This is a genomic window from Amycolatopsis sp. CB00013 (assembly GCF_001905755.1).
GTDB classification, from domain to species: Bacteria; Actinomycetota; Actinomycetes; order Mycobacteriales; family Pseudonocardiaceae; genus Amycolatopsis; species Amycolatopsis japonica.
Window position 1 is genome coordinate 335,726 of the sequence record NZ_LIWC01000003.1, and the last position, 24,492, is coordinate 360,217.

20 protein-coding genes are annotated in these 24,492 nt (G+C 69.2%); 7 read left to right on the forward strand and 13 right to left on the reverse strand.

Features of this window, described 5'->3' with window-relative positions:
* Positions 1 to 120 precede the first annotated feature (120 nt).
* Positions 121 to 2,490, reverse strand: a complete 2,370-nt coding sequence (locus AMK34_RS21210) for an ATP-binding protein (protein ID WP_073846527.1) — start codon at positions 2,488 to 2,490, stop codon at positions 121 to 123.
* A 47-nt stretch (positions 2,491 to 2,537) separates the two neighbouring features.
* On the reverse strand, positions 2,538 to 3,503 hold the full coding sequence (locus AMK34_RS21215; RefSeq protein WP_073846528.1) for a helix-turn-helix transcriptional regulator: 966 nt from the start codon (positions 3,501 to 3,503) through the stop codon (positions 2,538 to 2,540).
* A gap of 77 nt (positions 3,504 to 3,580) precedes the next feature.
* Between AMK34_RS21215 and AMK34_RS21220 the strand changes: the two genes are divergently transcribed.
* Positions 3,581 to 3,919: a YybH family protein gene (locus tag AMK34_RS21220; protein WP_073846529.1), complete on the forward strand. Its 339-nt coding sequence runs from the start codon at positions 3,581 to 3,583 to the stop codon at positions 3,917 to 3,919.
* A gap of 52 nt (positions 3,920 to 3,971) precedes the next feature.
* On the opposite strand, the gene AMK34_RS21225 is transcribed toward AMK34_RS21220, so the two are convergent.
* From AMK34_RS21225 to AMK34_RS21245, 5 genes are all read right to left on the reverse strand, one after another.
* On the reverse strand, positions 3,972 to 4,706 hold the full coding sequence (locus tag AMK34_RS21225; protein ID WP_073846530.1) for a hypothetical protein: 735 nt from the start codon (positions 4,704 to 4,706) through the stop codon (positions 3,972 to 3,974).
* Positions 4,707 to 5,020: 314 nt separating this feature from the next.
* Positions 5,021 to 6,418 carry an amino acid permease gene (locus AMK34_RS21230; protein ID WP_038516959.1) on the reverse strand — a complete coding sequence of 466 codons (1,398 nt, stop codon included), beginning with the start codon at positions 6,416 to 6,418 and terminating at the stop codon, positions 5,021 to 5,023.
* Between the two features lie 42 nt (positions 6,419 to 6,460).
* Positions 6,461 to 7,075: a DUF2238 domain-containing protein gene (locus AMK34_RS21235; RefSeq protein ID WP_073846531.1), complete on the reverse strand. Its 615-nt coding sequence runs from the start codon at positions 7,073 to 7,075 to the stop codon at positions 6,461 to 6,463.
* Between the two features lie 34 nt (positions 7,076 to 7,109).
* Positions 7,110 to 7,889 (reverse strand): isocitrate lyase/PEP mutase family protein, encoded by a 780-nt coding sequence (locus AMK34_RS21240; RefSeq protein WP_038516954.1) that lies wholly within the window; start codon positions 7,887 to 7,889, stop codon positions 7,110 to 7,112.
* A 26-nt stretch (positions 7,890 to 7,915) separates the two neighbouring features.
* Positions 7,916 to 9,733: a glycoside hydrolase family 76 protein gene (locus AMK34_RS21245; RefSeq protein WP_073846532.1), complete on the reverse strand. Its 1,818-nt coding sequence runs from the start codon at positions 9,731 to 9,733 to the stop codon at positions 7,916 to 7,918.
* Positions 9,734 to 9,905: 172 nt separating this feature from the next.
* Here AMK34_RS21245 and AMK34_RS21250 point away from each other — a divergent pair, with 172 nt between their 5' ends.
* Positions 9,906 to 10,211, forward strand: coding sequence for an effector-associated constant component EACC1 (locus tag AMK34_RS21250; protein ID WP_073846533.1), 306 nt, complete (start codon positions 9,906 to 9,908; stop codon positions 10,209 to 10,211).
* A 4-nt stretch (positions 10,212 to 10,215) separates the two neighbouring features.
* Here AMK34_RS21250 and AMK34_RS21255 read toward each other — a convergent pair whose 3' ends face one another.
* Complete coding sequence (locus tag AMK34_RS21255; RefSeq protein WP_073846534.1) at positions 10,216 to 11,460, reverse strand: PucR family transcriptional regulator; 1,245 nt, start codon at positions 11,458 to 11,460, stop codon at positions 10,216 to 10,218.
* 89 nt (positions 11,461 to 11,549) lie between these two features.
* On the opposite strand from AMK34_RS21255, the gene AMK34_RS21260 reads away from it, so the two are divergent.
* The 3 genes from AMK34_RS21260 to AMK34_RS21270 are packed head-to-tail and all read left to right on the forward strand — an operon-like array spanning position 11,550 to position 14,784.
* Positions 11,550 to 13,043 carry a flavin-containing monooxygenase gene (locus AMK34_RS21260; protein ID WP_073846535.1) on the forward strand — a complete coding sequence of 498 codons (1,494 nt, stop codon included), beginning with the start codon at positions 11,550 to 11,552 and terminating at the stop codon, positions 13,041 to 13,043.
* Complete coding sequence (locus tag AMK34_RS21265) at positions 13,040 to 13,939, forward strand: alpha/beta fold hydrolase (protein WP_073846536.1); 900 nt, start codon at positions 13,040 to 13,042, stop codon at positions 13,937 to 13,939. Before AMK34_RS21260 ends, AMK34_RS21265 begins: the two co-directional genes overlap by 4 nt.
* Positions 13,936 to 14,784 carry an SDR family NAD(P)-dependent oxidoreductase gene (locus tag AMK34_RS21270; protein ID WP_073846537.1) on the forward strand — a complete coding sequence of 283 codons (849 nt, stop codon included), beginning with the start codon at positions 13,936 to 13,938 and terminating at the stop codon, positions 14,782 to 14,784. The genes AMK34_RS21265 and AMK34_RS21270 overlap by 4 nt, the downstream gene beginning before the upstream one ends.
* On the opposite strand, the gene AMK34_RS21275 is transcribed toward AMK34_RS21270, so the two are convergent.
* The 3 genes from AMK34_RS21275 to AMK34_RS21285 all read right to left on the reverse strand — a co-directional run bounded on the left by AMK34_RS21275 (position 14,781) and on the right by AMK34_RS21285 (position 18,087).
* The gene (locus tag AMK34_RS21275; RefSeq protein ID WP_241832818.1) at positions 14,781 to 15,425 is read right to left on the reverse strand and encodes a TetR/AcrR family transcriptional regulator; all 645 of its coding nucleotides are present in this window, start codon (positions 15,423 to 15,425) and stop codon (positions 14,781 to 14,783) included. The genes AMK34_RS21270 and AMK34_RS21275 overlap by 4 nt on opposite strands.
* 87 nt (positions 15,426 to 15,512) lie before the next feature.
* Entirely contained in the window at positions 15,513 to 16,823 is a 1,311-nt protein-coding gene (locus tag AMK34_RS21280) for a lipase family protein (protein WP_038516938.1), read from the reverse strand.
* 88 nt (positions 16,824 to 16,911) lie between these two features.
* On the reverse strand, positions 16,912 to 18,087 hold the full coding sequence (locus AMK34_RS21285) for an MFS transporter (protein ID WP_073846539.1): 1,176 nt from the start codon (positions 18,085 to 18,087) through the stop codon (positions 16,912 to 16,914).
* 54 nt (positions 18,088 to 18,141) lie between these two features.
* Here AMK34_RS21285 and AMK34_RS21290 point away from each other — a divergent pair, with 54 nt between their 5' ends.
* Positions 18,142 to 18,885, forward strand: a complete 744-nt coding sequence (locus tag AMK34_RS21290) for an AraC family transcriptional regulator (RefSeq protein WP_073846540.1) — start codon at positions 18,142 to 18,144, stop codon at positions 18,883 to 18,885.
* A 54-nt stretch (positions 18,886 to 18,939) separates the two neighbouring features.
* On the opposite strand, the gene AMK34_RS21295 is transcribed toward AMK34_RS21290, so the two are convergent.
* A complete protein-coding gene (locus AMK34_RS21295; protein ID WP_038516932.1) occupies positions 18,940 to 20,094 on the reverse strand; it encodes a thioester domain-containing protein in 1,155 nt (384 codons plus the stop codon).
* 720 nt (positions 20,095 to 20,814) lie between these two features.
* Between AMK34_RS21295 and AMK34_RS21300 the strand changes: the two genes are divergently transcribed.
* The gene (locus AMK34_RS21300) at positions 20,815 to 22,905 is read left to right on the forward strand and encodes a tetratricopeptide repeat protein (protein WP_083649934.1); all 2,091 of its coding nucleotides are present in this window, start codon (positions 20,815 to 20,817) and stop codon (positions 22,903 to 22,905) included.
* A 257-nt stretch (positions 22,906 to 23,162) separates the two neighbouring features.
* Here AMK34_RS21300 and AMK34_RS21305 read toward each other — a convergent pair whose 3' ends face one another.
* Positions 23,163 to 24,380: a hypothetical protein gene (locus AMK34_RS21305; RefSeq protein ID WP_073846541.1), complete on the reverse strand. Its 1,218-nt coding sequence runs from the start codon at positions 24,378 to 24,380 to the stop codon at positions 23,163 to 23,165.
* Between the last annotated feature and the right edge of the window lie 112 nt (positions 24,381 to 24,492).

The window sequence follows — 24,492 nt, forward strand, 5'->3', positions numbered from 1 at the left end:
GCCCCGCACACCGGCCTACGTTTGGACCAGCCGTTCAGCGGCGACGCGGACCCGATGGCCCCGGACACGGCCATCGGGCTCCGAGCCGGAACCAACGATCCGGCCACGGCGTGCCACACCTCACGGGACCCCGCCGAGCCGATCACCGAGACCACGAGCACGTTCCCGGTCCGCGCGTGCCGACGCCGGATCGCCCCTCTCGTCCGCCAGAGCCGCTCGTTCGCCGAGTGTGTCGATCTGAGCCTGCGTCAGCCCGATGCGTTCGTAGAGTTCCTCGGCCTCGGACAAGCGGCGGTGCGCGTTCGCGTGGTCGCCCTGACGGCGCAGGAACCGTCCCGTCTCCTGCAGCGCGCGAGCCTGGCCCATGGCGGCTCCGTGCCGCCGGAACAGGGCGAGCGCCGTTTCGCCTTGGGTGAGCGCCCGATCGGGTGCGTCGAGCGCGGCCAGGTTCTGCGCCGAACGCAGCAGCACGTACGCGTAGTTGGTGTCGTCCACCGGGGTCCGCGCGCCGCCGTGCTCCTGCGCGAAGTAGCGGACGCAGACGTCGAACTCCTGGGCGGCGTCGGCGAACCGGCCGTTCCGGTACCAGTACGAAGCCCGCATCGTCCGCGCCACGTGGACTCCGAGCGGGTAGCCGGCCTCCTCGAACAGACGCGCCGCCTCGTCGAAGAGCTTCGGTGACGTCGTGGCGTCGGCGTCGCGGGCATGGGCGCTCGTCAGGTACACCCGCGCCCAGCCCTGTTCGCGCCGGTCGCCCGCCTCCACCGCGGCGTCCCAAGCCAGCCGGGCCATCCGGATCGATTCTTCCGCGCGGTCGTGCAGCGAAGCCTGCACCCAGGACAGATAGTTCCGGTGCACCGCCTCGTCCCGTTTGCTGCCGAGCGCGATGGCCGAGTTCACCGCGAGCCCGAACACGTCGTACCAGACGCTCGCGGTCCCGCCGATCTCCGAATACCAGTGCATCGACTCGGCGAGGTCGAGGACCGGCCGATGGTCACCGCGTGCGGCGACGCTTTTGACCGCGGCGAGCCAGTTCTTCAGCTCGACTTCGAGCCATCTGCCCGCGCCGGTGTGGTCACCGAACGACGGCGTGGCGACCGGGAGCGGGCTGACCCCGTCGGTCGGGTGGAAGTAGCGGCCCGCCGCCGTCGCGGTGCGCACCAGCCAGTCGCTCAGCCGCTTTTCCGCCGAGGCGACGACTTCGGGGGATTCCTCCCGGGCGAGCCGTTCGGTCGCGAAGACCCGCAGGAGGTCGTGGAACTGGTATCGCCCGTTCTCCTGAGACGTCTGCAGCAGGCTCGCGTCGGCCAGTTCCTCCAGGAAGACGGCGGCGTCGTCCTCGTCGGAGGCTTCGACGAGCGTCATCGCGGCACCCACCGGGAAATCCGCGGCCGGGACGAGCGACAGCCGCCGGAACATCGCGGCGGCGTTCGGGCTGAGCTGGCGGTACGACAGTTCGAACACGCTGCGCACGCAGAGATCGCCGGCGGTCAGTGTGGTCAGCCGTCGGCCGCGGTCGCGAAGCTGCTCCACCAGGCGCGACAGCGGCCACGTCGGACGGCTCGCCAGCCGGTTGCCCGCGATCCGTAGCGCCAGCGGCAGCCTGCCGCACAATTCGACCAGTTCGAGTGCCGCTTGCCGTTCACGCGCGACGCGGTCCGCCCCGATGACGGCTGACAGCAGGGCGACCGCGTCGTGCTCGCCGAAGACGTCGAGGGGGAGCCTGCTCGCGCATTCCAGCCCCACCAACATCTGACGTCCGGTGACCAGGGTGAGACATCGCGGTCCGCCGACCAGCAGCGGGCGGACCTGGGCTTCGTCGGCCGCGTCGTCCAAGACGATCAGGACGGCCCGATCCCGCAGGAGCGACCGGCACAGGCCCGCGCGGTCTTCCGGATCGGCGGGGATGCGCACGGCGTCGACACCCAGCGAACGCAGGATCAGGTGCAGCACGTCCGCCGGGTTCGCCGGTTCGGCGGACATGCCGCGCAGCTTCAGGAAAAGCCTGCCGTCGGGGAACTCCTCGGCGAGGTTGTGCGCCACGCGGACCGCGAGGGTGGTCTTGCCGGTCCCGGGCGGTCCGCTCAGGATCGCGACCCGTCCCGACCGGCGTCGTCCGTCGGACAGATCCGAAGAAAGGGCGCGCAACGCGTCGAGATCGCTCTCGCGTCCGGTGAGGTCGTCGACGTCCGCCGGGAGGACGCCGATCAGGTGGGTCTTGGGGATGCCGGGGGAGGGGGCCCGGCCCCGCCTCGCGGCCTTCTGCAAGCCGGTCAGCTCTTCGTCGGTCAAGGACAGCGGCGCGGCGAGTGCTTCGATCGTCCGGCGTTGCGGGCTTTTCGCGATCCCCCGCTCCATGTCGCTGATGGCGCGGACGCTCACCCCGGATCCCTCGGCGAGCTCCTCCTGTGTGAGGTCGGCGCGGACGCGGTAACCCTTCAGCAGCACGCGGAAACTCGTGGCTGCCCGGCCCGGGGCGGCGTTCGTCATGATCGGATTATCCCGCCCCGACCTGCGGGCTCAACTTGACTTTTGTCTCACGGGTAGCGGGCCGTGATCGCCACCGCCCTGTCCCGCAAGGAATCGCGTAACCAAGGCGGGGCAAGGGCTTCCGCGTCCGCGGCGAGGTTCCACAGCGCCCATTCGGCGTGCCGCGCGTCCTGGAAGGTCACCTCCAGCCGCAGCCTGCCGTCCTCGTCGGTTTCCTCCGCGAGGACGGCCAGCGCGGTGCCCACCAGCTGGTCCCGCCGTGCCGGATCCACCCGCAGCTCGACCGCGACCTGGTCCCCGCCGGTCCGGAACCTCGTGCTGCGTTCCTGCCATGTCCGGTCCAGATCGACGCGCTCCGGTCGTTCCGCGGGTTCGGGGAGTTCCTCGGCGGCCCGCAGCCGGGACAGCCGGTAAGTACGGTCCTCGCCTGCTCTCGTGGCCAGCAGATAACCCTGATCCCGGACGGTGACCAGCCCGATCGGGTCCACCGTGCGCCACCGAGCCGCCTGGCCCGAGGCCGCGTAGTGGATGCGCAGCTTGCGCCCGGAGAACACCGCGCGCCGGACCTCGGCGACGATGGCGTCGGACACCTCCTCGCCGGCCACCCGGCGCGAGAGGAGATCGGTCTCCGGGTCGATGAGCAGGCGCCGGGCCGCGCCCGCCGCGGTGTCCCGCTGGCCCTCCGGCAGCGCGTCGATCACCTTGAGCATGGCCGACGCGAGCGCGGAACCGAGGCCGAACGCCTGCGCGCCACGCCGCGACCCGGCGATCAGCAGCGCGAGCGCCTCGTCGTGGTTCAGCCCGGTGAGTTCCGTCTGGAAACCGGGCAGCAGCGCGAAACCGCCGTGCCTGCCGCGTTCGGCGTACACCGGGACACCCGCCGCCGACAACGCCTCGATGTCGCGCAGCACGGTGCGGGTGGAGACCTCCAGCTCGCGGGCGAGCGTGGTCGCGGACAGCCTGCCCCGGTGCCGCAACAGCAACACCAGGGAGACCAGCCGGTCGGCGCGCATGCGAAAACCCTAGCGGAATACACGACACAGGATGTCGTGTATTCGCTGCGAAGCTCATCCCCATGACAAGCAGGACTGTGGCCACCGAGCCGAACGATCTGGGCAGATTCTTCATCGAACGAGGCAACGCGGGCGATGTCGACGGGCTGGTGGCGTTGTACGAACCGGACGCGGTGCTGGCGTTCCCGCCGGGCAACGTCGCGACCGGGCACGCGGAGATCCGCAAGGCGTACGAGGAGTTCGTCGCGGCCGCGCCGGAACTCCTGCCGGGCAGGCAGCACCCGGCGCTGGTGAGCGGGGACCTCGCGCTCACCGCGTCCACGCTGACCACCGGTGAGATGACCGTCGAGGTCGCCCGCCGTCAGCCGGACGGCTCCTGGCTGTGGGCGCTGGACCAGCCGGTGTTCGTGCCGTGACGCCGGCGGCTCGCCGGTGACGGGCCCCGTCACCGGCGAGCCGGGTGCGGCGTCAGACCGTGCAGTTCCTGGCCGTGCCGGTGTTCACCTTGGCGCCGGTGAACTCCTCGATGATCGCGATGTTCTCGGGGGCGTAGTTCTTGGCGACGATCTTGGCCACGTCCGCACTGCCGAGTTTGGCGGCATGGGGCGCGGATTGATCCAGCCAGTAGGCCGTCCGAAGGAACTCGATGAGCACGAATTCGCGTAATTCGGGCTGCGCCTTGATCTTGGCCCAGTAATCGGGATGCTTCGTCTTGGCGACGCGCAGGTACAGCTGGAGGTAGCGCATGTTCGTGGCCGCGATGTCGCGGGAATTGCTCGCGCCCACTCCTTGGATGTAGTCGGCGACGACGGTCGCCGCGGGCAATCCCATGAGCCCGGCGTTGAGTTCCGCGATGACACCTTGGATCCGGTACGAACCCTGCTGCTGGTCGCGCAGGTAGATGTCGTCCATCGACCGCGTGAGATCGTCCGTGATCAGCGGGAGTATTTCGCGGCGTGGGAATCCGCCGTGGATCGGGACCTTCATCGCCTTGCGGGAAGCGTCGATCCAGGCGGAGACATAGACGTCCCAAGAGGTTCTCGAAGGATCCAGATCCCACATGTGGGTCTCTTCGTGGATCGCCACCATCAGGGACTCGGCGAGCGCGTTGAAGCTGGTCTTGTTCACGAACTGGCTGAAGTACTTGTCCTTGGCCTGGGCGGTCGCGAGGCCTTCGCCGCTGGGCCAGCGCCGCTTGTACACGGCCTGGATCGTCTGAAGCCACTTCGTGGACTGGAAACCGGCCTTTATGTCACTTACATCGGCTTTCGGCTGGACGGGTTCTTCATAACAGAAGGGGGCCGCCGTCTCTTGCGCGGCGGCGGACACGGGGAATGGGGAGAGGGACAGGACGAGGCACGCGGTCAGCACGGTAATGCGATTTCGGCGCATGAATTCCTCGGTTCACGGTAGGGTTTTCCGTGGTCGGACGGAAGTGTCCCCTATCGATCACCGTCACTTCAATGATCCGGCCCGTACTGCGGCTGGACAGGCTAGGAATTATGGCGGCGAACGGGCTATTCCGCGGCCAGCCGGGATCGGCGCATGCTGTAACCGAAGTAGATCAGCAGGCCGAGCGCCATCCAACCGGCGAAGACGATCCAGGTGGCGCCGTCGAGGCTGAGCATCATGTAACCGCAGCACAGCACCCCCAGGATCGGCGTGACGGGGGAGAACGGCACCCGGAACGAGCGCGGTGCCTCCGGCTGCCGCCGTCGCAGCAGCAGGACGGCGACGTTCACCAGCCCGAAGGCGAAGAGCGTGCCGATGCTGGTGGCGTCGGCCAGCTTCCCGAGCGGGATGAACGCGGCCAGCGCCGCGACGAAACCGGAGACCACGAGGGTGTTGATCCGGGGCGTGCCGCTTTTGGGATCCACTTTGGACAGCGCGGCGGGCACCAGGCCGTCGCGCGACATGGAGAACAGGATGCGCGTCTGTCCGTAGAGGACGGTCAGCACCACGCTGGAGATCGCCACGATCGCGCCGACCGCGAGCAGCCCGGCCCACAACGGGTTGTCCGCCACGACGCCGAGCACATGCGAGAGCGCGGCCTCCTGGCCGTCGAACTCCTGCCACGGCAACGCGCCGACCGCGGCCACGGCGACCAGGCAGTACAGCACGGTGACGATGGCGAGCGAGAGCAGGATCGCCCGAGGCAGGTCGCGCTGCGGGTTCTTCGCCTCCTCGCCCGCCGTGGACGCGGCGTCGAAACCGATGTAGGAGAAGAAGAGTTTCGCGGCGCCCGCGCTCAGCCCGGCCAGGCCGAGCGGCAGGAACGGGGTGAAGTTCGCCGCCCGCACCGCCGAGAACGCGATCGCGCAGAACAACACCAGCGTGCCGACCTTGATCACGACCATGATCGCGTTGGCCCGCGCACTCTCCTTCGCGCCCGACAACAACAGGAACATGGCGAGCAGCACGACGACGATGGCCGGGACGTTGACGATCCCGCCCGACCCCGGCGGCTGGCTCAACGCGTCGGGGATGGCGAAACCGAACGTCAGCCGCAGCAGTTCGTTGAGGTACTGCCCCCAGCCCACGGCGACCGACGCCACCGAGACGCCGTACTCGAGCACCAGGCACCAGCCGCAGACCCAAGCGACCAGTTCGCCGAGCGTGGCGTACGCGTAGGAGTAGGACGAACCGGACACCGGGATCATCCCGGCCAGTTCGGCGTAGGAGAGCGCCGAGAACAGCGCGGTGACACCGGCCAGCACGAACGACAGCACGACCGCGGGGCCCGCCACGGGAACCGCTTCACCGAGTACGACGAAGATCCCGCTGCCCAGCGTCGCGCCGATGCTGAGCATGGTCAGCTGCCCGAGGCCGAGGGAGCGCTTCAGCGTGCCGTGATCACCCTCGGTGATCAGGTCGGCGACCGGTTTACGCCGCACCGCCGCGGCTCGCAAATTCATGACGACGACCGTATCTGCCGCCTCGAAAGCCCCCGGGCCCGGCTATCGCCCGTCGAGCTGCCGGTCGTGCACCCTGCGCCAGACCAGCAAGGACACCACCGCGCCGCACAGGCAGAGGAACATGTCCCACTGGGTGTCCCAGACATCCCCTTGGGTGCCCAGGAAGTCGTCCGCGCCCGAGCCGGCGAGGAGTGCGCTGGACCACTCCACGAATTCGAAGCCGGCGGCGATCGACAGGCAGACACAGACGGTCAGGAACGCGACCCAGCCGCCGGGGCGCAGTGGCGTCCGTCGCAGCAGCACCTCGCGGACGGCGACCGCGGGGACGAAACCCTGGACGAAGTGGGCGAACCGGTCGTAGTTGTTCCGCTGAGTGCCCATCCAGGCCTGGAACCACTCTCCGGCCGGCGTCTCGGCGTAGGTGTACTGACCGCCGTAACACAGCACGAACGCGTGCAGCACCAGCAGCCAGCACAGCAAACGGGTCAAGGGAAAGCGCTTGCGCAGCGCGACCACCAGCGGCAGCCCGATCAGCACCCAGACGACTTCCAGCAGCCACGTGCCGGGGGATTTCGCCTGGACGCCGGTCGCCACGAGTGCCGCGAGCACCGCGCCTGTCAGCAGGGTCCCTTCCGTCCGGCCGACACCGCGCACCATGGAAGGGACCCTACTTCGACGGACTCCGGCCCGCTCAGTTCAGCTTGCGCATGTCGGCGGGCAGACCGCCGCCGGCGTAGACGTCCTCGGTGAGCTTCGCCAGCGCGGTGAGCGCGACGTTCTGGCTGAACGGCCCGTAGGACACGCGGGAGACGCCGAGCTTCTGCGCGGTGGCCAGCGGGATCGAACCCGGGACGCCGATCAGGTTCACCTTGCGCTCGCCCAGCGCCTCGACCAGCCTGCCGACCTGGCTCTCGTCGAGTTTGCCGGGCACGAAGACGTTCGACGCGCCCGCGTCCAGATACGCGCGGCCACGGGCGATCGCGTCGGCAAGCACCTCCTCGGGGTCACGGTCGCCCGCCCGGAGGAAGGCGTCGGTGCGGGCGTTGAGGACGAAGTCGACCCCGGCGGACTGGGCGGCGGCGACCGCGGCCTCGACGGCCTTGACGGATTCGGCCAGCGGCTTCATCTGGTCTTCGAGGTTGCAGCCGACCGCGCCGACCTCGATCGCGCGGGCGACCGTGCCGCCCGGGTCGCCGTAACCCGCTTCCAGGTCGGCGGTGACCGGCAGATCGCCCGCCACCCGGACGACCAGGGCGACCTCGGAGATCATCTCGTCGCGGGGGATCACCTCGCCGTCGGGATAGCCGCGGGCGGCGGCGATACCGTGGCTCGGCGTGGCGAGCGCCTGTGTACCGGGGGTTTCGGCGACGACCTTCGCGGTGATCGCGTCCCAGACGTTGACGACGAGCAGCAGTTCGGGGGCGGCGTGCAACTCCTGCAGCCGCGTGGCCTTCTCGGCGGTGGAAACCATGCCTCCAATCTAGAGGTTCGCCCGCCTCACGACGAGGCGGTGAGAGCGCCGAGCCCGCTCGCCTGCGTCCGCCAATCGACCTGAGTCGGTGTCCCGCCGGCCCAGCGCTGACCGATCCGGTTCAGCGGGTCCCGGGCCGACGCCCACAGCGTGTCGGCCTGCCGCCGGGTGTAGTCACGGTAAGCCGTGGAGTTCGTCGCGGCGGCGAGATCGGCGAGGAACCGCATGAAGCTGCCCTTGAACTGCTTTTGGTTGTCGTCACAGGAATTCTGGCCGATGTCGCATGATTCGGTGAGCACGCCGTTCTTCGTGAGCACGGTGCCGTTCACCGCCGCGTCGCCCAGCCGCCGGGCCGCGTCGAGCCAGCGGGTCTCGCCGGTGGCTCGCCAGATCTCGACCAGACCGCCGATGCCCAGCCCCTGGTTGTAGGTCCACACCGTCTGGCCGTTGTTGCGGCAGTCGCGTGTCAGGCCGTCGTTGACCAGCCCGGCCGCGTTGATCATCCCGCTGGCGAGGTACCAGTCCGCGGCGGTCCGCGATCGTTGCAGCCACAAGGAGTCGCCCGGCGTCCGGCGGTGGACCGAAGCCGCGAGCCGCAGGTACAGACCACTGGTGACGGCGTTCTTGTAGGTCCGTTCCCGGTCCCACCAGACACCGCCGCCGCATGTACCCGGATCCCAGTACTGGTGCACGTAGGCGGCGATCGTGGTCGCCATGGAGAGATACCGCGGATCGCCGGTGTGGTCGTAGGCGGCCACCCATGCCAGACCCCACCAGGCGCTGTCGTCGATGGCGCGGCTGGCGAAATTCCCTTCGATGGCATCGGAACTCCGCTCACCGGCGGCGAAGACACCGCGGTTCCGCTCGAAGGTCCGCGCGATGATCCAGTCGTATCGGCGATCCCCGGTGCTCCTGGCGTGGTCGATGACCGCCGTCAAGGTCGCCGCCGAATTCCACCAGCTGCTCGGCCACCAGCCCGGATACGGATCGTAGGAGTACAGGAGCGCGTCGGCCGCTGCCTGCGCGCGGGACGGCGCCGGACGGGCCCACGCCGTACAGGATCCTTCCTGGTGCCCGGCTTCCCGCCCGCAGGCACGGACCGCGCCGCCGTGGTGGCGGCCGCGGGGATCTCGGGTCGCGAACGACGCCGTCCGTCCGGTGCTCGCCCCCGTGGCGACCGACGTCCGGCCGAGCGAGGAACCGCCCGCCCAGCTCACGCCCGCGTCCCAGGAGCGGTCCAGCCAGATCTCGTCGCCCCGCGCGCCGGATTCGATGGTGCCCCAGGCCATCGCGTTCCGGTCGACGTGCAGCCGGATCGTCCGCCCGAACAACGTCGTCGGCGGAACCGGCTGAGTGTCCCCGTCCGTTTGCGTCGAGCCGTCGCAGACGACATCGCAGACCTTCGGGTATATCCATTGAGTACAGACGATTCCGGCGGCGTCCCCGCACGCGCGGATCAGGCCGCGCCGGTGGTTCCCGGGATCGGTCACGTTGTACATCAACGTTCTCGTGCCGGTCCAGGTGCCGGGAATGCTCGCCTTGCCCAGCAACCCTTCCCACGTCGCGCCGCCGTCCCAGGACCGGTCGAGCCAGACCGCGTCCCCGGCCGTACCCCGATCGATACTGCCCCAGGCCATGCCGTCCGCATCGGACACGTGGAGGCGAAGCAGCCTTCCGTTGATCAGTGCGTCCGGGACCGGAAAGGTGTCCTCCCCGGCTCGGGATGGGTCGAGGGTGTCGCAAGACAGCACACAGACCACCGCCGCTGTGGTCACCGGTTTCCCCGCCGGTGCGGGAATCGCCGTCAGGATCAGGCAAAGCGCGAGATGGATCAGCGATGACATCGTTGTCCGCCCTCGGGTTCGGCCGTGCGCCGGAGCTGGGATGCCTTTGATGATCCGGGTTTCGTCACCGGATGGTCAACGGGGACCACCGGTCAGATCTCAGGACAGGATTTCTGTTACGCGCCGGGCCGAGGCCACGACTGGGAGGCATAGCACGTTCGAGGGAGGCCCCATGGAGCTGACGATCAACGCCGCCGGCGACGAACAAGCGCTGACCGAGTTCTACAGCTGGCTCCGCGACGACGCCGACGTGACGCGGTCCGCGACGATCAGCCTCGCGGGGTCGCGGAACCCCGAGTTCTTCGAGGTCATCTGCATGTCCATCGGCTCCCTGACCGGGCTGGCGAACTTGGGGATCGCCTGGGGCAACTTCCTGCGCTCCCGCGAGGAACCGCCGCCGTTCACCATCACGGTCGAGGGCGAGCTGACGGCGGAACAACGCGCCATGATCCGGAACCTCGACCTGCCGTTATCGTGACGGCTCAAGCCCCGCTTCCCAGCCACCGCAACGTTTCCAGCGCCACGGCGACGTCCACCGCGTTCTCCGCCAACGGCCGGGGGAGCAGTTCGTCGGCCCGCGCCAGCCGCCGGACGACGGTGTTGCGGTGCGTGTAGAGCCGTTCCGCGGTCCGCGTCGTGTTGCCCAGTTCGTGCACGTAGGTCCGCACGGTCTCCCGGGTCTCGGCGTCGGCGTGCCGGAGTTCGCCGAGGGTGTCGGCGATGAACTCGCCCGCCTGCGCCGGATCACCGGTGAGCAGCACGAGCAGCTGGATGTCCTGGTACCGCGCGATCTGCTGCGGTGAGGTGAGCCGGGCGAGCATCCGCTGGGTGGCGGCGGCGTCCAGGTGGCTGCGGCGGAAGCCGTCGATCCCGCTGCCTGGCCGCCCGAGGGCGACCCGGACGTCGGGATGCGGCGCGAGGTCTTCGGCGAGCCGGTCCGTGCGCGGCGGCGTCCGGCCGGGCAGCCAGACCCACAACGCGGCGGCGCTGGCGACGACGGTCAGCCGGTGTGAGGCGCCGCTGGCGCGCATGAGCGTTTCCGCGGCGGTTTCGAGCTGCTGCGACGACGGGGTGACCGAGCCGCTCCAGACGATCGCGGCCGTATGCGGACCGGCGAGCGGGTAGCCGAGCTGGGCTTCGGCGCGCGAGCGGCTGATGGGCGCGCCTTCCAGCAGCAGCGTGACCGTCGCCCGCCGTTCGGCGTGGGCGCCGCGGGTCAGTTCCGTGCGTTCGGCGGCCATGCGTTCCGACACCGCGGCGACGGTGTCCTCGATGAACGTGGTGATGGACAGCGACGAGACGTCGAGCAGTTCGCGGAGCAGGACCGGATCCGACGTGAGGTCGAAACAGATCTCGATCCACCGGCGCCAGGCCACTCCTTGCGCCCGCCGGTAGGCGTCGAGGCCGCCGGAGTCGAAGCCGCGGCGCACCATGTCGCGGGCGCCGTCGAGCACCTCCTGGTTCAGGTTGGCGGAGACGCGTTTGCCGGGATGCTGCACGTTGGCGGCCGCCCAGTGCAGCAGATTCGCCAGATTCGCGCGTTTGGTCCCCTCGGTGAGCACGGGGTCCTCGGCGACCGCTCGCATGCTGTCGCCGCCGAGGGAGGCTTCGTGCAGCTCCTCGATCCATTCGGCGCGCGGATGCAGCACGATTTCCGCGCCCTGCCGGAAGAGGTCACGGGCCTCGGGCGACAGGGTCGGCCACGGCGATGCGGCACTTTGCACCATGAGTGCAGCATGATGGTGCAGATAGCGCTAGCGCAACTCCACGTCCGCCCCGCATCGTGGAGAGAACCGAGACGAGGCTGGAGTACCGCATGACGACGAGCACACCCGTCGAGCACCTCGACGTGGTCATCATCGGTGCCGGGATTTCCGGGATCGGGGCCGCGCGCTACCTGAAGACCGAGAACCCGGGCAAGACGTTCGCCATCCTGGAGGCCCGCGGCACGTCCGGCGGCACCTGGGACCTGTTCCGCTACCCGGGTATCCGCTCCGACTCCGACCTCCACACCTTCGGCTACGAGTTCAAGCCGTGGCGGGACAAGCAGTCGATCGCCGACGCGCCCCGGATCCTGTCGTACCTGCGCGAGACGATCGCCGAGAACGGCATCGAGCCCAGCATCCGCTACCACCACAAGCTGCTCTCGGCGGCCTGGTCGAGTGACGAGGCGCGCTGGCTGCTGGAGATCGAGCGGACCGACACCGGCGAGCGCACTCGGCTCAGCGCGGGCTGGCTGTTCAACGCGGGCGGCTACTACCGCTACGACGAGGGCTTCACCCCGCGCTTCGAAGGCCGCGACCGCTTCGCCGGCACGATCGTGCACCCGCAGCACTGGCCGGAGGACCTCGACTACGCGGGCAAACGCGTCGTCGTGATCGGCAGCGGCGCCACCGCGGTCACCCTGATCCCGGCGATGGCGGGCACCGCGGCGCACGTGACGATGCTGCAGCGCACCCCGACGTACGTGATGCCGGTGCCGCGCGAGGACAAGATCGCGAACGGCCTGCGCAAGATCCTCGGCGACGAGCGGGCGTACGCGCTCACCCGCCGCAAGAACATCCGCAAGGGACTCGCGGTCTGGCAGTTCTGCCAGAAGTTCCCGAAGACCGCCCGCGGCCTCATCCGGTACGTCAACAAGAAGCAGCTTCCCAAGGACTATCCGGTCGACGAGCATTTCAACCCGCCGTACGACCCGTGGGACCAGCGGCTGTGCGCGGTGCCCGGCGGCGACCTGTTCGCCGCGATCCGCAAGGGGCAGGCCGACGTCGTCACCGACAAGATCAAGACGTTCACCGAGAAGGGCATCCTGCTCGAATCCGGGCGCGAGCTGGAGGCGGACATCATCGTCACCGCCACCGGCCTGAACCTCCAGGTGTTCGGCGGGGCGAAGCTCAGCGTCGACGGGAAACCGGTGATCCTGCCGGAAACCGTCGCGTACAAGGGAATGATGCTCTCCGACGTGCCGAACGCCGCCTTCGCGATCGGCTACACGAACTCGTCGTGGACGCTCAAGATCGGCCTGCTGTGCGAGCACTTCTGCCGCCTGCTGACGCATATGGACACCCACGGCTACGACGTCTGCCGTCCCGTCCTCGCCGATCCGGACATGCCGACGAAGCCGTTCCTGGACTTCGCCGCGGGATACGTGCAGCGCGCTCTCGACCAGCTCCCGCGTCAGGGTGACCGCATGCCGTGGCTGACTTCGATGAGCTACCACTCGGACATCAAACTGCTGCGCGCGGAGGACATCACCGATCCCGAGCTGCACTTCTCCCGTGCCAAGGTCCGTGAGGCGGTGGGCTCGTGACCGACAGCTTCGCCGACCTCCCCGGCGGCCCGCGGCTCTGCTACCGCGAGGACGGCCCGGCCGACGGGGTGCCGCTGGTGCTGATCGCCGGCCTCGGCCTGGACCTCACGTCGTGGCCGCGGGAAATGATCGACGGCTTCACCCGCCGCGGCTTCAGGGTCGTCCGGTTCGACAACCGGGACGCGGGCCGTTCGGATCGCATCAAGGCGCCGAACCCGGGCAAACTCCGGCAACTGCTGGCCAAACCGCTGCCCGGCGCGTACGACCTCGGCGACATGGCGGCGGACACCGTAGGCCTGCTGGACCACCTGGGCATCGGGAAGACGCATCTGGTCGGTATGTCGATGGGCGGCATGATCGCCCAGACCGTCGCCGCCCGGAATCCCGGCCGCGTCCTGTCGCTGACGTCGATCTTCTCCACCACCGGACATCGCCGTGTCGGGCAGCCCGCGAAGTCGACGTTGGTGCGCATGGCGAGGCGGCCCGCCCGGACGGTCGAGGAATCCGTGGTGGGGCACCTGTCGCTGATGGGCCACCTCGGTTCGGCCACGTTCCCGCTGGACAAGGACGTCGAAACGGCCTGGGCCGAAGGGCTGTGGGAACGTGCCGGGGGACGGCGCGCCCGCAGCGGTATCGCCCGCCAGATCGGCGCGATCCAGGCCAGCGGCGACCGCGGCGCCGAACTCGCCCGCATCACCTGCCCGACGGTCGTGGTCCACGGCGACACCGACCGGATGGTCCACCACAGCGGCGGTCGCGCGACCGCCAAGGCCATCAGTGGCTCCCGCTACGTCGAAATCCCGGGCATGGGCCACCACATCGCCCTGGGTCTCGTCGACCGGCTCGTCGAGCTCACCGCCGAAGTGGCCCTCGATCCGGCAGGAGAAACCCGATGAGCAGCGTTCGCGGCAAGGTCGCCGTCGTCACCGGCGCCGGTTCCGGCATCGGCCGTCAGCTGGCGCTCGAACTCGCCCGGCGCGGAGCGCGGCTCGCGGTGTCCGATGTGGACGAAAGCGGGCTGGCCGAGACCGTCGCCGAGGTCAAGGCCCTCGGCGCGGAAGTGCAGGGCGCCGCACTGGACGTCAGCGACCGGGCGGCCGTGCAGGAGTACGCGACCACCGTCGCCGGGCAATTCGGTGTGGTGCACCAGATCTACAACAACGCGGGGATCGCGGGCGGCGGGCAGACCGTGCTCGACGCCGAATGGGAGCTGTACGACCGCACACTCGCGGTCAACCTCTTCGGCGTCATCAACGGCACCAAGGCCTTCCTGCCGCATCTGATCGACTCCGGTGACGGCCAGGTCGTGAACATCTCCAGCCTCAACGGTTTCATGGCCCAGCCGACGCTCAGCGCCTACTGCGCCAGCAAGTTCGGCGTCCGCGGGTTCACCGAGGCGCTGCGCACGGAGATGATCGCGGGCAGGCATCCGGTGCGGGTGACGGTCGTCCATCCGGGCGGCGTCAAGACCGGCATCGCCTCGGCGGCGCTGAAGGAAGCCGAGGCGCGTGGCATCGAGCCCACCGCCGAACAGCGGGAACGCGTCCGCGTGTACAACGAGAAGCTGCTGAAGATGCCGGCGGATCAGGCCGCCCGCATCATCGTCGACGGCGTCGAGGCGGGGAAACCGCGGGTGCTCGTCGGAAACGACGCGAAACTGGTCGACCGGCTCGTCCGGTTGCTCCCTCGGCGGTATCCGAAACTGATCGTCGACTTCGAACGGCGGCGCCTCGCCCGTTAGCCCTCGACGCTCCGGTGCCCGAACAGGCCGAGCAGCCAGGTGTAGCGGACGGCCTCGCGTGCCTGGCCGTAGGCGTCCGGAGTGCCGATCCAGATGGCCTGCGTGATCAGCTCGATGGTGGCGGCGACGACCGTCCGCGCGGTGAACGGCGGCGGTGACGGCAGCGCCGGATCGGTGGCGCGCAACCATTCCGCCGTCCGATCGAAGACGGCCTCACCGGCACGCAAGGTCTTCTCTCGTGCTTCGAGCCCCGCGTCGCCGAGCGCGTAGATCTCCAGCAGCGCGGCGCGGACCGCGGTGGGACGCCGATGCACGTAGTCGACGAGGAAATCGCAGCAGACGGCGACGGCGTCCAGCGGAGTGGCGGCCTCGGCACCCGCGGCGACGCCCTGCGTGATGAACTCGGTGGTGATCTCGCGATAGGCGGCGAGGAACGCGTCCTGTTTACCGGTGAACTGCTCGTAGAACGAGGTCCGTGACACGCCCGCCGTGGCGGTGACGTGGCCGACGGTGGTGGCGACGTAGCCGCGTTTGCCGGTGTTCTCCAGAACCGCGTCGATCAGCCGGGCCCGCTGGGTTCCGGCGACCTCGTCGCGGCTGAGGTTGTGCGGCCCCTTCGGCAGCTTGCGGTGCTCGGTCACGTGCGGCACCGTACCGGTCCCCGAAATCCGTGAAGGCCTCCTTAAGGGACCCAGAGTCCCTCAAGGAGGCCTTCACGGACCGAGCGGTCAGCTGACCGGCACCTCCGGGGCGAGGGAGTTGCCGGGCGCGATCTTCCCGCAGCTGGACGGCGCTGTCTTGCCCGCGAACCGGTCGTTGAGCCAGCCGATGGCCTGCGGCGCCCAGGCGACGGCCGCCCCGACGTGGCTCAGCAGGTCGTACTGGTCGTACTTGATCGACTTGTTGCCGGTGTCGCAGTACTGCCGGGCGAGCGAGCGCACGTCACCGGCGACCATCACGCCGTCACCGGTCCCGATCCCCGGCGGATTGCCGAAAGTGCCTTCCACGACACCGTTGTTGCCCTGCGCGATGTAGCCGGGCACGGTCGGCGTCGGCGCGGAACCGAGGTTGATCTTGTTCACGGCCTCGACGTACGGCAGCACCTTGTTCGGGTTCGTGTACTCGGGTTTGACGAATTTCTCCCACGTCAGCCCGGGATAACGGCCGAGCGCGTCGACGATCGACGCCTTCTCCATGTCCTTGAGCACCTGGAGCCCGTACGAATTCGCGTACGGCTTGAGATCGATGTCGAAAGACCGCGAGACGCCGATGAGCGCCATCGGGATGACACCGGTCCACGCGACACTGCCGTTGACGTATTTGAGATTGTGCGACGGTTTGACGAGTACTCCGCCTTCGGTGAAACCGACGAGGTTCTTGTTGACCTCGGGCGCGTAATCCGGCGCGAGCGCGGCCGCCCAGCCGGTCGCGATGGCGCCGCCCGAATAGCCGATGAGCCCGAACCGGGTCTTGTCGTTCATTCCCGTCCCCGGCGACCTCGTCGCGGCGCGGATGGAATCGAGCGTGTTCGTCCCGTATTCCGGCCCGGCGGCGAAGTTCGCCTTCTGGCCTTCGGTGTCGGGGATGACGACGTTGTAGCCCAGCAGCAGCGCGGGCGCGATGAACAGCGACTCCGCGTTGGCGATCAGGCCGCCGAGCGAGACGTCGCCGGCGATCGCCCTCGACGGGCCGTGCTCGGGATTCAGTGAATCGTAGAACGATTGGTACGAAACGGCTTTGGTGCTGTCGCCGGTGAGGCTGCGCAGCACCGAGGTGACGTTGGCGGACGGCTTCCCCTGCGCGTCGGTGGACCGGTAGAGCAACTGGGTCACCTTGAGCGGCGTGGAAATGCCGAGGACGTGGTAATTGAGCGTCCGGGTCTTCAGCACGGTCCCGGGGCTGTACGAAGACAACGGTTCGCTGCCGTCGTAACTGTAGAACGGATCGGTGGCGGGGGCGGCGGAGGCGGCGGGCGCGGCGGCGAAACCGACGATGAGGGCGATCGCGACGGCCAGCAGACGAGCGGGCTTTCGGGTCATGACTCCCCTTTGAATCATGAAGTGGATCACGTTTGGATTCCCGGAACCTACCAGCCGGTAACCGATGATGTACAGGGCAGTACACCATTTATTGTCGCGACATTGACCTTTCTCCCGCTCCTGTTTGGACGGAGCACGGCTCGGACAGGGTGCGGGTTGTGATCCAGCACAAAAGCGGCAGCGCGATCAACGGAATCAAGGCCGTCTGCAGAGAAGTGTGGTCGGCGACCGTTCCGATGACGGGACTCGCGAGACCGCCGATGCTGACCGTCAGGCCGAGCGTGACGCCGCTGGCGGTGCCGACCCGCGTGGGGAGGTAGTCCTGGGAGAGGGTGATCTGCAACGAGAAGGGGATGTACAGGCTCACCGCGGCCAGCAGGACGAAGGCGAAGAAGGCCGGGCCCGGCACGAACACGACTCCCGCGACCGTGCCGACGGTGGCCAGGTACGACCAGCGGATCACGGCGACCCGGCCTCGGCGTCCGGCCAGCCTGCTTCCCAGGAGGGTGCCCACGGCGCCGCCGACATAGAGCACGAACAGGGCGGCGCTGCCCGTCGTCGTGCCGCCGCCGGTCCGCTGCTGGGCGTAGAGGGAGACGAACGTGCTCAGCCCGACGAACACGATCGAGCGGCAGACGACCGCCGCCGACAGTTTCGCGAACGACCTCCAGTCGTCGACGCCGACGGCGTCCGAGCGCGAGTCGCCGCTGCCGGCCTTTCGCGTGAGGGCGCGCAGTACGGGCAGGCAGAGCACGGAGCCGGCCAGTGCGGGAACGACGAGCAGCGGCGACATCCGGAGCCCGCCCAGCGCCATGACCGCGGCGACGAGGACTGGAGCGGCGGCGAACCCGATGTTCCCGCCGAGGGAGAACCATCCCATGGCGGTATGACCGCCGCCGCCCGCGATCCTCGCGACCCGTGCGGCCTCCGGGTGGTAGGCGGCCACGCCGATTCCCGACAGGGCGACGAAAACGAGCGTCAGCGCGTACGAGTCGACCAGCCCGCCGAGCCCGATCCCGAGGCCGCCGAGGAGGGTGGCCGACGGCAGCAGCCACGGCATCGCCCAGCGGTCGGTCAGCGCGCCGAACAACGGCTGCGCCACCGACGACAGCAGCGACGCGGCGAGCACGATGCCCGACACCGCCGCGTATCCGTAGGCACGTTCGGCCGCGAAGAACGGCACCAGCGCGGCGACCGAACCTTGATACACATCCACACACGCGTGCCCGGCCGAGAGCAGGGCGATCGCTTTGATCTTCGGCATCCCGCCATGCTCGTCGCGGGCGCCGGTGTCGCGCTTCCGATAAAATGACAAACGATGACGGAAATCCGCCACCTCCCCGCGGCGCCGACCCAGGTCCGGTCCCTGGCCTCCGGCATGATCGTCGACGCGCACCGCCACGACGAGCACCAAGTCGTCTACGCCGCCCGTGGCGTCCTGGCCATCACGACCGACAAGGGTTCCTGGGTCGCCCCGGCCACGAGGGCGATCTGGGTGCCCGCCGGGACCGTGCACGCCCATCAGGCGCACGGCGACCTCGAACTCCGGCTGGTCGGCCTGCCCGCCACCGTGAACCCGTTGCGGCTGAACGAACCGAGCGTGCTGGCCGTCGGCCCGCTCCTGCGCGAACTCATCCGCGCGTACACCGATCCGCCGCGCGACGACACCCCGGAACGCCGCCGTCTGCGCGCGGTCCTGCTCGATCAGCTGCGCGCTTCGCCGCAGCAACCCCTGCACCTGCCGACGCCCGACGACCCGCGGCTGCGCGCACTGTGCGAGATCCTCAGCGCCGATCCGGCCGACAACCGGACGCTGGCCGCCCTCGGCGCCCGGGTCGGGGCCAGTGACCGCACGCTGGCCCGGCTCTTCAAAGCCGATCTCGGCATGACGTTCCCGCAGTGGCGCACGCAATTGAGGCTCTACCGTGCTTTGGTCCTCCTCGCCGAGGACACTTCGGTGACCGCGGTGGCGCATGCCTGCGGCTGGTCGTCCACCAGCGCGTTCATCGACGTCTTCCGCCGCGCCTTCGGGCACACGCCGGGCACGCACTACGACCGGTGAACGCGAAAGCGGGGCCGGTCCACAATGGACCGGCCCCGCTTCGTCGTTCGCTTCTTACGCCTCGCTACGGCGACGGCGCACCAGCAGCACCATCAGCACACCCGCGCCGAGGAGCGCGCCACCGATGACCAGCGGCATGGTCGCGGAGGCACCGGTGTTGGCCAGCTCGTTGCCGCCACCCGACTCGGCGCCACCGGGGGTGGTGGGCGCAGGGGTGTCGGTGGCGGGGGCGCCACCCTGCTTCCAGGCCGCGGTCGCGTTCGCGACGACCGAGGTCTTCTCGGACTCCGCCACGATCAGGGACTGGGCGGGCACCTTGGCGTAGTTCTCGCCCACGAACAGGCGACCGGTGTCGAGGTGGCCGCTGACCTTCAGCGAGAACGAGCCGTTGCCGTCCTTGGCGTCCTTGGGAACGTCGACGTAGACCTTGGTGCCGTCCTTGATGGCGGCGGCCTTGATCTCCTTGCCGTCGGCGTCGGTGACCTTGACGCCCTCGGGCAGCTTGCTCGTCAGCTCGGTGATGTCACCGTTGGTGGCGATGCTGAACGGACCGATCTTGGAGCCGGTCGCGCCGGAGGCCTTGGCCGGGCCGATGTCGAGGGTCGGCTTCGGCTGCGCCCCGATGCCGACGTTCTGCTTGCCGGTGAGGTAGTCGTAGACGGCCAGCACGTCGGCGGACTCTTCGGCGCTCTCGTAGGGCAGCGGCTTCTTGCGGTCGAGGTCCTTGCCGTCACTGAAGTGCCAGACGGCGGCCTGCGTCGCGGTGACCGCCTCCTCGACGGACAGGCCGTCGGTCAGCTTGACGTCCTTGCCGAGCGCGCCCTCGAGCGCCTTCACGGCGACGGCCGGGTAGCCGTGGTGCAGGACCCAGTTGATCTTCGAGTTGTTCTTGTTGAACGGCGAAGCGGCGTCCGGGTACTTGTTCCACGGACGTTCGATCATGTCCTGATCGGTGCGCATGCCGACCTCGACCTGCACGCAGTACATCTTGAGCTTGCTGCCGTCGGAGAGCTTCAGCCCGAACAGCTTCGTGACGTAGTGCTGCCCGCCCTCGAAGTTGACGCTGAAACCCTCGGTGCCGGAACCCTCGACGACCCGGCCCCGCGCCGCGCCGTCGTCGGCGAGGGCGGCCGGAGCGGCCATCGTCAGCGCGACGGCCGCGGTGGCGACCGCGATCCCGCCACGAACCAGAACTGACCTGCCGTGCATGTGTCTCCCATCCGAATACGGACCACGAATCCCAGTGCCGCATGCGACCACAGGCCCCGACCGCAACGGCTCGCCCGGATGGGGGATGACTAATCCCATCGAGCGAGAGCGGAGCATACAGAAGTCACACAAGTGGCTACTCGGGGGTATGGCTCATGTCCGAATTGCCCCGAAAGAAGAGTGAACCGCGGGAAAACGATCTTGGGCGAGTAGATGACCTCGTCGCCGGCGGGCCTCGTGGCGGTCACCATCCGCCTGATGGTCCGCCGCATGATCGTCCGGCCGGGGAATCGCGCGAAAACGGAACCGTCCCGGGTATTCCGGAGCGTTTCCGATAACGTTCTTTCTTGTCGGCCGGTTTCGATTGTTCGCGGAAATGGAAGTGTCCGAGATCACTGTATGTGGTGATGTCGTCGATGCCTCCTGCATCGAGGCGTATGGGGGGCGCGGAGGTCGATGCCTTGGTTCTTTCGGGTAGATGTACCTCGTTCGCCGGGAGGGAACCCGCTCGGCGAGGTAGACAGGGAGGTTCGGGCATTGCCGGGAGTTCTCGGGTCCGGGAATTGCGCGGACAAAAGAAAACGGCCGTGTGGGGAGACACGAGCATGCGATCTTTGACGCGTGACCCACGATTCTGTTCGTCGTGGAAGTCCGTTCTCGAACGTGGAGAACCGCGACCGCGCAATTCACGCTCGGATCGCCGCCCGCCAAGGTGTGGTCATGGGAGATGACGTCGGCTCGGCGACCGTCGAGCGATCACTCTCCGGTACCCCGGTTCCCCGTCAGTTGCCTCCGGTCCCCGCGCACTTCACGAGCAGGATCGCCGAACTCGAAGCGCTCGACTCGGCCGCCGCCGGTCAGGAGGACGATTCGCTCGACCGGTCGCCCGCGGTGACCGTGGTGGTCGGGCCCGGTGGAGTGGGCAAGACCGCGCTCGCGGTCACGTGGGCGGTGCGGAACGCCGGACGCTTCCCGTCGGGCCAGCTGTACGCGGATCTGCGCGGGTTCTCGCCGGAGACGGCCGTGCCGCCCGAGGACGCGCTCGGAGCGTTCCTGCGGGCACTGGGTGTTCCGCCGGAGCGGGTCCCGGTCGGGCTGGCCGAGCAGGCGGCGCTGTTCCGGACCACCACCGCGGGGATGCGGCTGCTGCTCGTGGCGGACAACGCGATCTCGGCCGCGCAGGTGCGGCCGTTGATCCCGGCCTCGTCGGGCTGCGTCGTGGTGGTCACCAGCAGGCTGAGGCTGGACGGCCTGCACGCGGAGGGCGCGCGGTTCGTCGACATGGCGCCTCTGCCGGAGGAGCACGCCGTCGAGCTGCTGACACGTTCGGTGGGCGAATCGCGGGTGGCGGGGGAACTTCCGGAGGTGACCACGCTGGCGGCATTGTGCGGACGGCTGCCGATCGCGCTCCGGGTGGCGGGCGCGAGATTGGCGTCGCGGCCGAAATGGCCGGTGGCGAGGATGGTGGCGGAGCTCCGTGACGAACGGGTGCGGTTGACGAAGCTGTCGCCGGTGGGGGAGGCGTCGTTGACGGCCACCTTCGACTCGTCCTATTCGGCCTTGTCGCCGCACGCGGCCAGGCTTTACCGGCTGGCGGGCGAGTATCCGGGGCTGACGATCGAAGTGGGGGCGGCGGCCGCCGCGGCGCGGGTCTCCGAAAACGAGGCCGCGGACGGGCTCCAAGAACTGGCGGACGCCAGCCTCCTCGAGGAGGTCGGCGAGCGTGGCTACCGCTTCCACGATCTGGTGCGGTTGCACGCGCGGGCCCTGCCGGACGACGAACGGTTCGAAGTCGTCGCCCGTATCGCGGACTGGTACCTGCGCCGGATGACGCGGGCGAACCTGGCGGTGATCCCGATGCGGTGGGCGGTCGGTACCGCACGCGCCCGGTACGAGACCGCGCCCGCGTTGTTCGCCACGGGTGCCGAAGCCCTTGACTGGCTGGATGAACGGTTGCCGGACATCATCGAGGTGCTCGAAGAGACGTCCGCGCTGGGCCAGGACGAACTCGCCTGGCAACTGTGCGAAGCCCTCTGGGAACTGTTCCTCTACCGCAAGCACTATCAGCTTTGGCTCCGGACGCACGAGGTCGGCATCGCCGCGGCACACCGGTGCGGCCACACGATCGCCGAAGCACGGTTGCGCTGCCAGCTGGCCCGTGCCCACCTGGACCTGGGACGCTTCGAAGCGGCCGAAACCGAATGTCTGAAGGCCGCGGACCTGGCGAGGGGAGCCGGGAGCCGCCACAACGAGTCCGTGGCCCTGGACCAGCTGGGTATGGCGGCACAAGGCCGTGGCGACTTCGAGCGGGCGGTCGGGTTCTTCGGCCAGAGCCTCGTGATCGAGCGGGAACTCGGGATCGACCGAGGCGTCGCCCAGCGGCACCGCCGGATCGGCGAGGCGTTGCTGCAGGCGGGCCGGACCGCCGACGCCACCCGGCATCTGCGTCTCGCCCGAGAGCTGTTCACGGGAATCGGCGATGTGAAGGGCGAGGCCGAGGTCACCCTGTCGCTGGCGCGGATCGACGCGCGAGCGGGCGAGATCACCGCGGCGAAACGTGAACTGGCCCGCGCCGCCGCGGTGTTCGACGCGTCAGGTTCGGCCGCCTATCAGTCCGATGTGCTGGTGGCGTTCGCCGAGATCGCTGAGCTCGAGGGTGATTTCGGTGCCGCCCGTGCCCAGCTGATCGAGGCACTCGACCTGTGCGGCCCGACCGGCGGGCTGCGGGTACAGCGGGCCCGTGCCCGGCTGGATGCCTTGGCCGCGCGGCGCGACCATCCGCAACAGCCCGAGCCGACGGCCGGCGAGTAGCCACAGATAGGCTCCCGCGCCCGCCAGTTCGGCGGACACGCACGGGAGGACCATCACGTCGCCCATGCGGTCGCCGACGAGACAGCGCCCGGGGGAGCACGCGACGGCGACGACCGTGAGGCCGGGCAACCGGTCGAAGTCGCTCGCGAGCACAGCGCGGGCGTCCGCGACCGGACACGGTCCCGAGTGGACGAGCACATCGGCGAGGGAGGCGTGGATTCCGTCGTTCGCGTCGGCCAAGAGGAACGAACTGTCCGCTACAGAGCCCGGCATGGCAGCACCTCCGCCATCGGCACGGGGGACAACGGGACCGCCCTGGTGGGTTCGGGCAAGCCGAGGAGGCGGTACATCTCGGCGCGCAGGATCTCGCCGGCGCGGCCCGGCCGGGACGAGAGCAACTCGCGGACCCGCTCGGCCACACCGGAGGACTCCGCCTCGCACAGCAAGGGGAGGAGGGAACTACCAGGCGCCCACCGGGGTGCGTGTTCGGCGATGACCGCGCCGGGCGTGCCCGGCAGCAACGGTTCCGTGCCGTCCACGGCCAGGAGCACCGGTTTGCCGATGCCCGCCGCGTAGCCGGTCACGGAGCCGTAGTCGCCGATGACGTGGTCCGCGGCGATCAAGGCGGCCCGCCAGCTCCCTTCGGGGCGCAGAAGCTCGAGCCCGGACCGCAGGCTGTCGGCCAGCCAGGTGCGGATCTGCCAAAGGCTGTGGTGCGACCAGATCTGGGGGTGCAGGACACCGAGCACCCGGAAGTGCTCGGGCGGGAGTTCGCCGAGCACCCGCTCGAACAGGTCGTGGTGACGACCGAAGGCCGACCGGTCGGACCAGGTCGAGGTGACGACCACCAGGCGCCGGTCGTCGGTCACGCCGAGCCCTCGCCGGTAGTGATCGCGGAAGGGAAGGCTGGCGGTGAGCCGGTCCAGCGCGATGTCGCCCGCGACGACGGCGGCGGGCACCGCGCGAGGGCAGGTCTCGGCGAGGACGTCCATCTCGCGGTCGTGGACGAGCACGATCGAATCGGCGCGTACCCGACCTTCCCGCATCAACTGGCCCGCGTCGAGCCCGATCTGTGGACTCCAGCCGGGGCCGGCGCCAGGAGGCCGCGACGGCCGGTACTGGCCGAATCCGCCGCCGTGCGGGACCAGCAGTACCGGCCCCGCGACCTCGTCGATGCCGCGCTGGCTGGCGGCGAGGACGAGGTCGTACTCGCCGCGCCGGGCCTGTGCCCAGGGGAGGACTATTCCGCCTTGTGCCTCCACGAAGTCGTGAGTGGCACGCCAGGATTCCCATTCCGGGACGGTGAAGGTCGCCTGGACGCGGTGGTCGGCCTCGAAGAGCGGAAGCAGATCGAGGAGCCGATTGCCGGCGACGATGTGCGGGATCATCACCAGTACGGATTTGACGCCCTTGCGTGTCGCCCAGTGCTGATCGGAACCGCCGACCGGACTGCGGACCCACGATGACTCGGTCATGAAATTCCCCTCGCTCGAACTCCGGTATCCGCAGTCAGCATGGGAGCGATCGTGGAGAAAACGGCTTCGGCCGGTTGTCAGTTCATTGACAGATGATCAACGATGATCGCCG

Bases quoted from the DNA above. Each gene is read 5' to 3' on its own strand.
- AMK34_RS21295 (WP_038516932.1), bottom strand. From the start codon at position 20,094: ATGCACGGCAGGTCAGTTCTGGTTCGTGGCGGGATCGCGGTCGCCACC.
- AMK34_RS21300 (WP_083649934.1), top strand. From the start codon at position 20,815: ATGGGAGATGACGTCGGCTCGGCGACCGTCGAGCGATCACTCTCCGGT.
- AMK34_RS21230 (WP_038516959.1), bottom strand. From the start codon at position 6,418: ATGAATTTGCGAGCCGCGGCGGTGCGGCGTAAACCGGTCGCCGACCTG.
- AMK34_RS21215 (WP_073846528.1), bottom strand. From the start codon at position 3,503: ATGCGCGCCGACCGGCTGGTCTCCCTGGTGTTGCTGTTGCGGCACCGG.
- AMK34_RS21270 (WP_073846537.1), top strand. From the start codon at position 13,936: ATGAGCAGCGTTCGCGGCAAGGTCGCCGTCGTCACCGGCGCCGGTTCC.
- AMK34_RS21245 (WP_073846532.1), bottom strand. From the start codon at position 9,733: ATGTCATCGCTGATCCATCTCGCGCTTTGCCTGATCCTGACGGCGATT.
- AMK34_RS21285 (WP_073846539.1), bottom strand. From the start codon at position 18,087: ATGCCGAAGATCAAAGCGATCGCCCTGCTCTCGGCCGGGCACGCGTGT.
- AMK34_RS21235 (WP_073846531.1), bottom strand. From the start codon at position 7,075: ATGGTGCGCGGTGTCGGCCGGACGGAAGGGACCCTGCTGACAGGCGCG.
- AMK34_RS21280 (WP_038516938.1), bottom strand. From the start codon at position 16,823: ATGACCCGAAAGCCCGCTCGTCTGCTGGCCGTCGCGATCGCCCTCATC.
- AMK34_RS21290 (WP_073846540.1), top strand. From the start codon at position 18,142: ATGACGGAAATCCGCCACCTCCCCGCGGCGCCGACCCAGGTCCGGTCC.
- AMK34_RS21255 (WP_073846534.1), bottom strand. From the start codon at position 11,460: ATGGTGCAAAGTGCCGCATCGCCGTGGCCGACCCTGTCGCCCGAGGCC.
- AMK34_RS21305 (WP_073846541.1), bottom strand. From the start codon at position 24,380: ATGACCGAGTCATCGTGGGTCCGCAGTCCGGTCGGCGGTTCCGATCAG.
- AMK34_RS21240 (WP_038516954.1), bottom strand. From the start codon at position 7,889: ATGGTTTCCACCGCCGAGAAGGCCACGCGGCTGCAGGAGTTGCACGCC.
- AMK34_RS21260 (WP_073846535.1), top strand. From the start codon at position 11,550: ATGACGACGAGCACACCCGTCGAGCACCTCGACGTGGTCATCATCGGT.
- AMK34_RS21210 (WP_073846527.1), bottom strand. From the start codon at position 2,490: ATGACGAACGCCGCCCCGGGCCGGGCAGCCACGAGTTTCCGCGTGCTG.
- AMK34_RS21250 (WP_073846533.1), top strand. From the start codon at position 9,906: ATGGAGCTGACGATCAACGCCGCCGGCGACGAACAAGCGCTGACCGAG.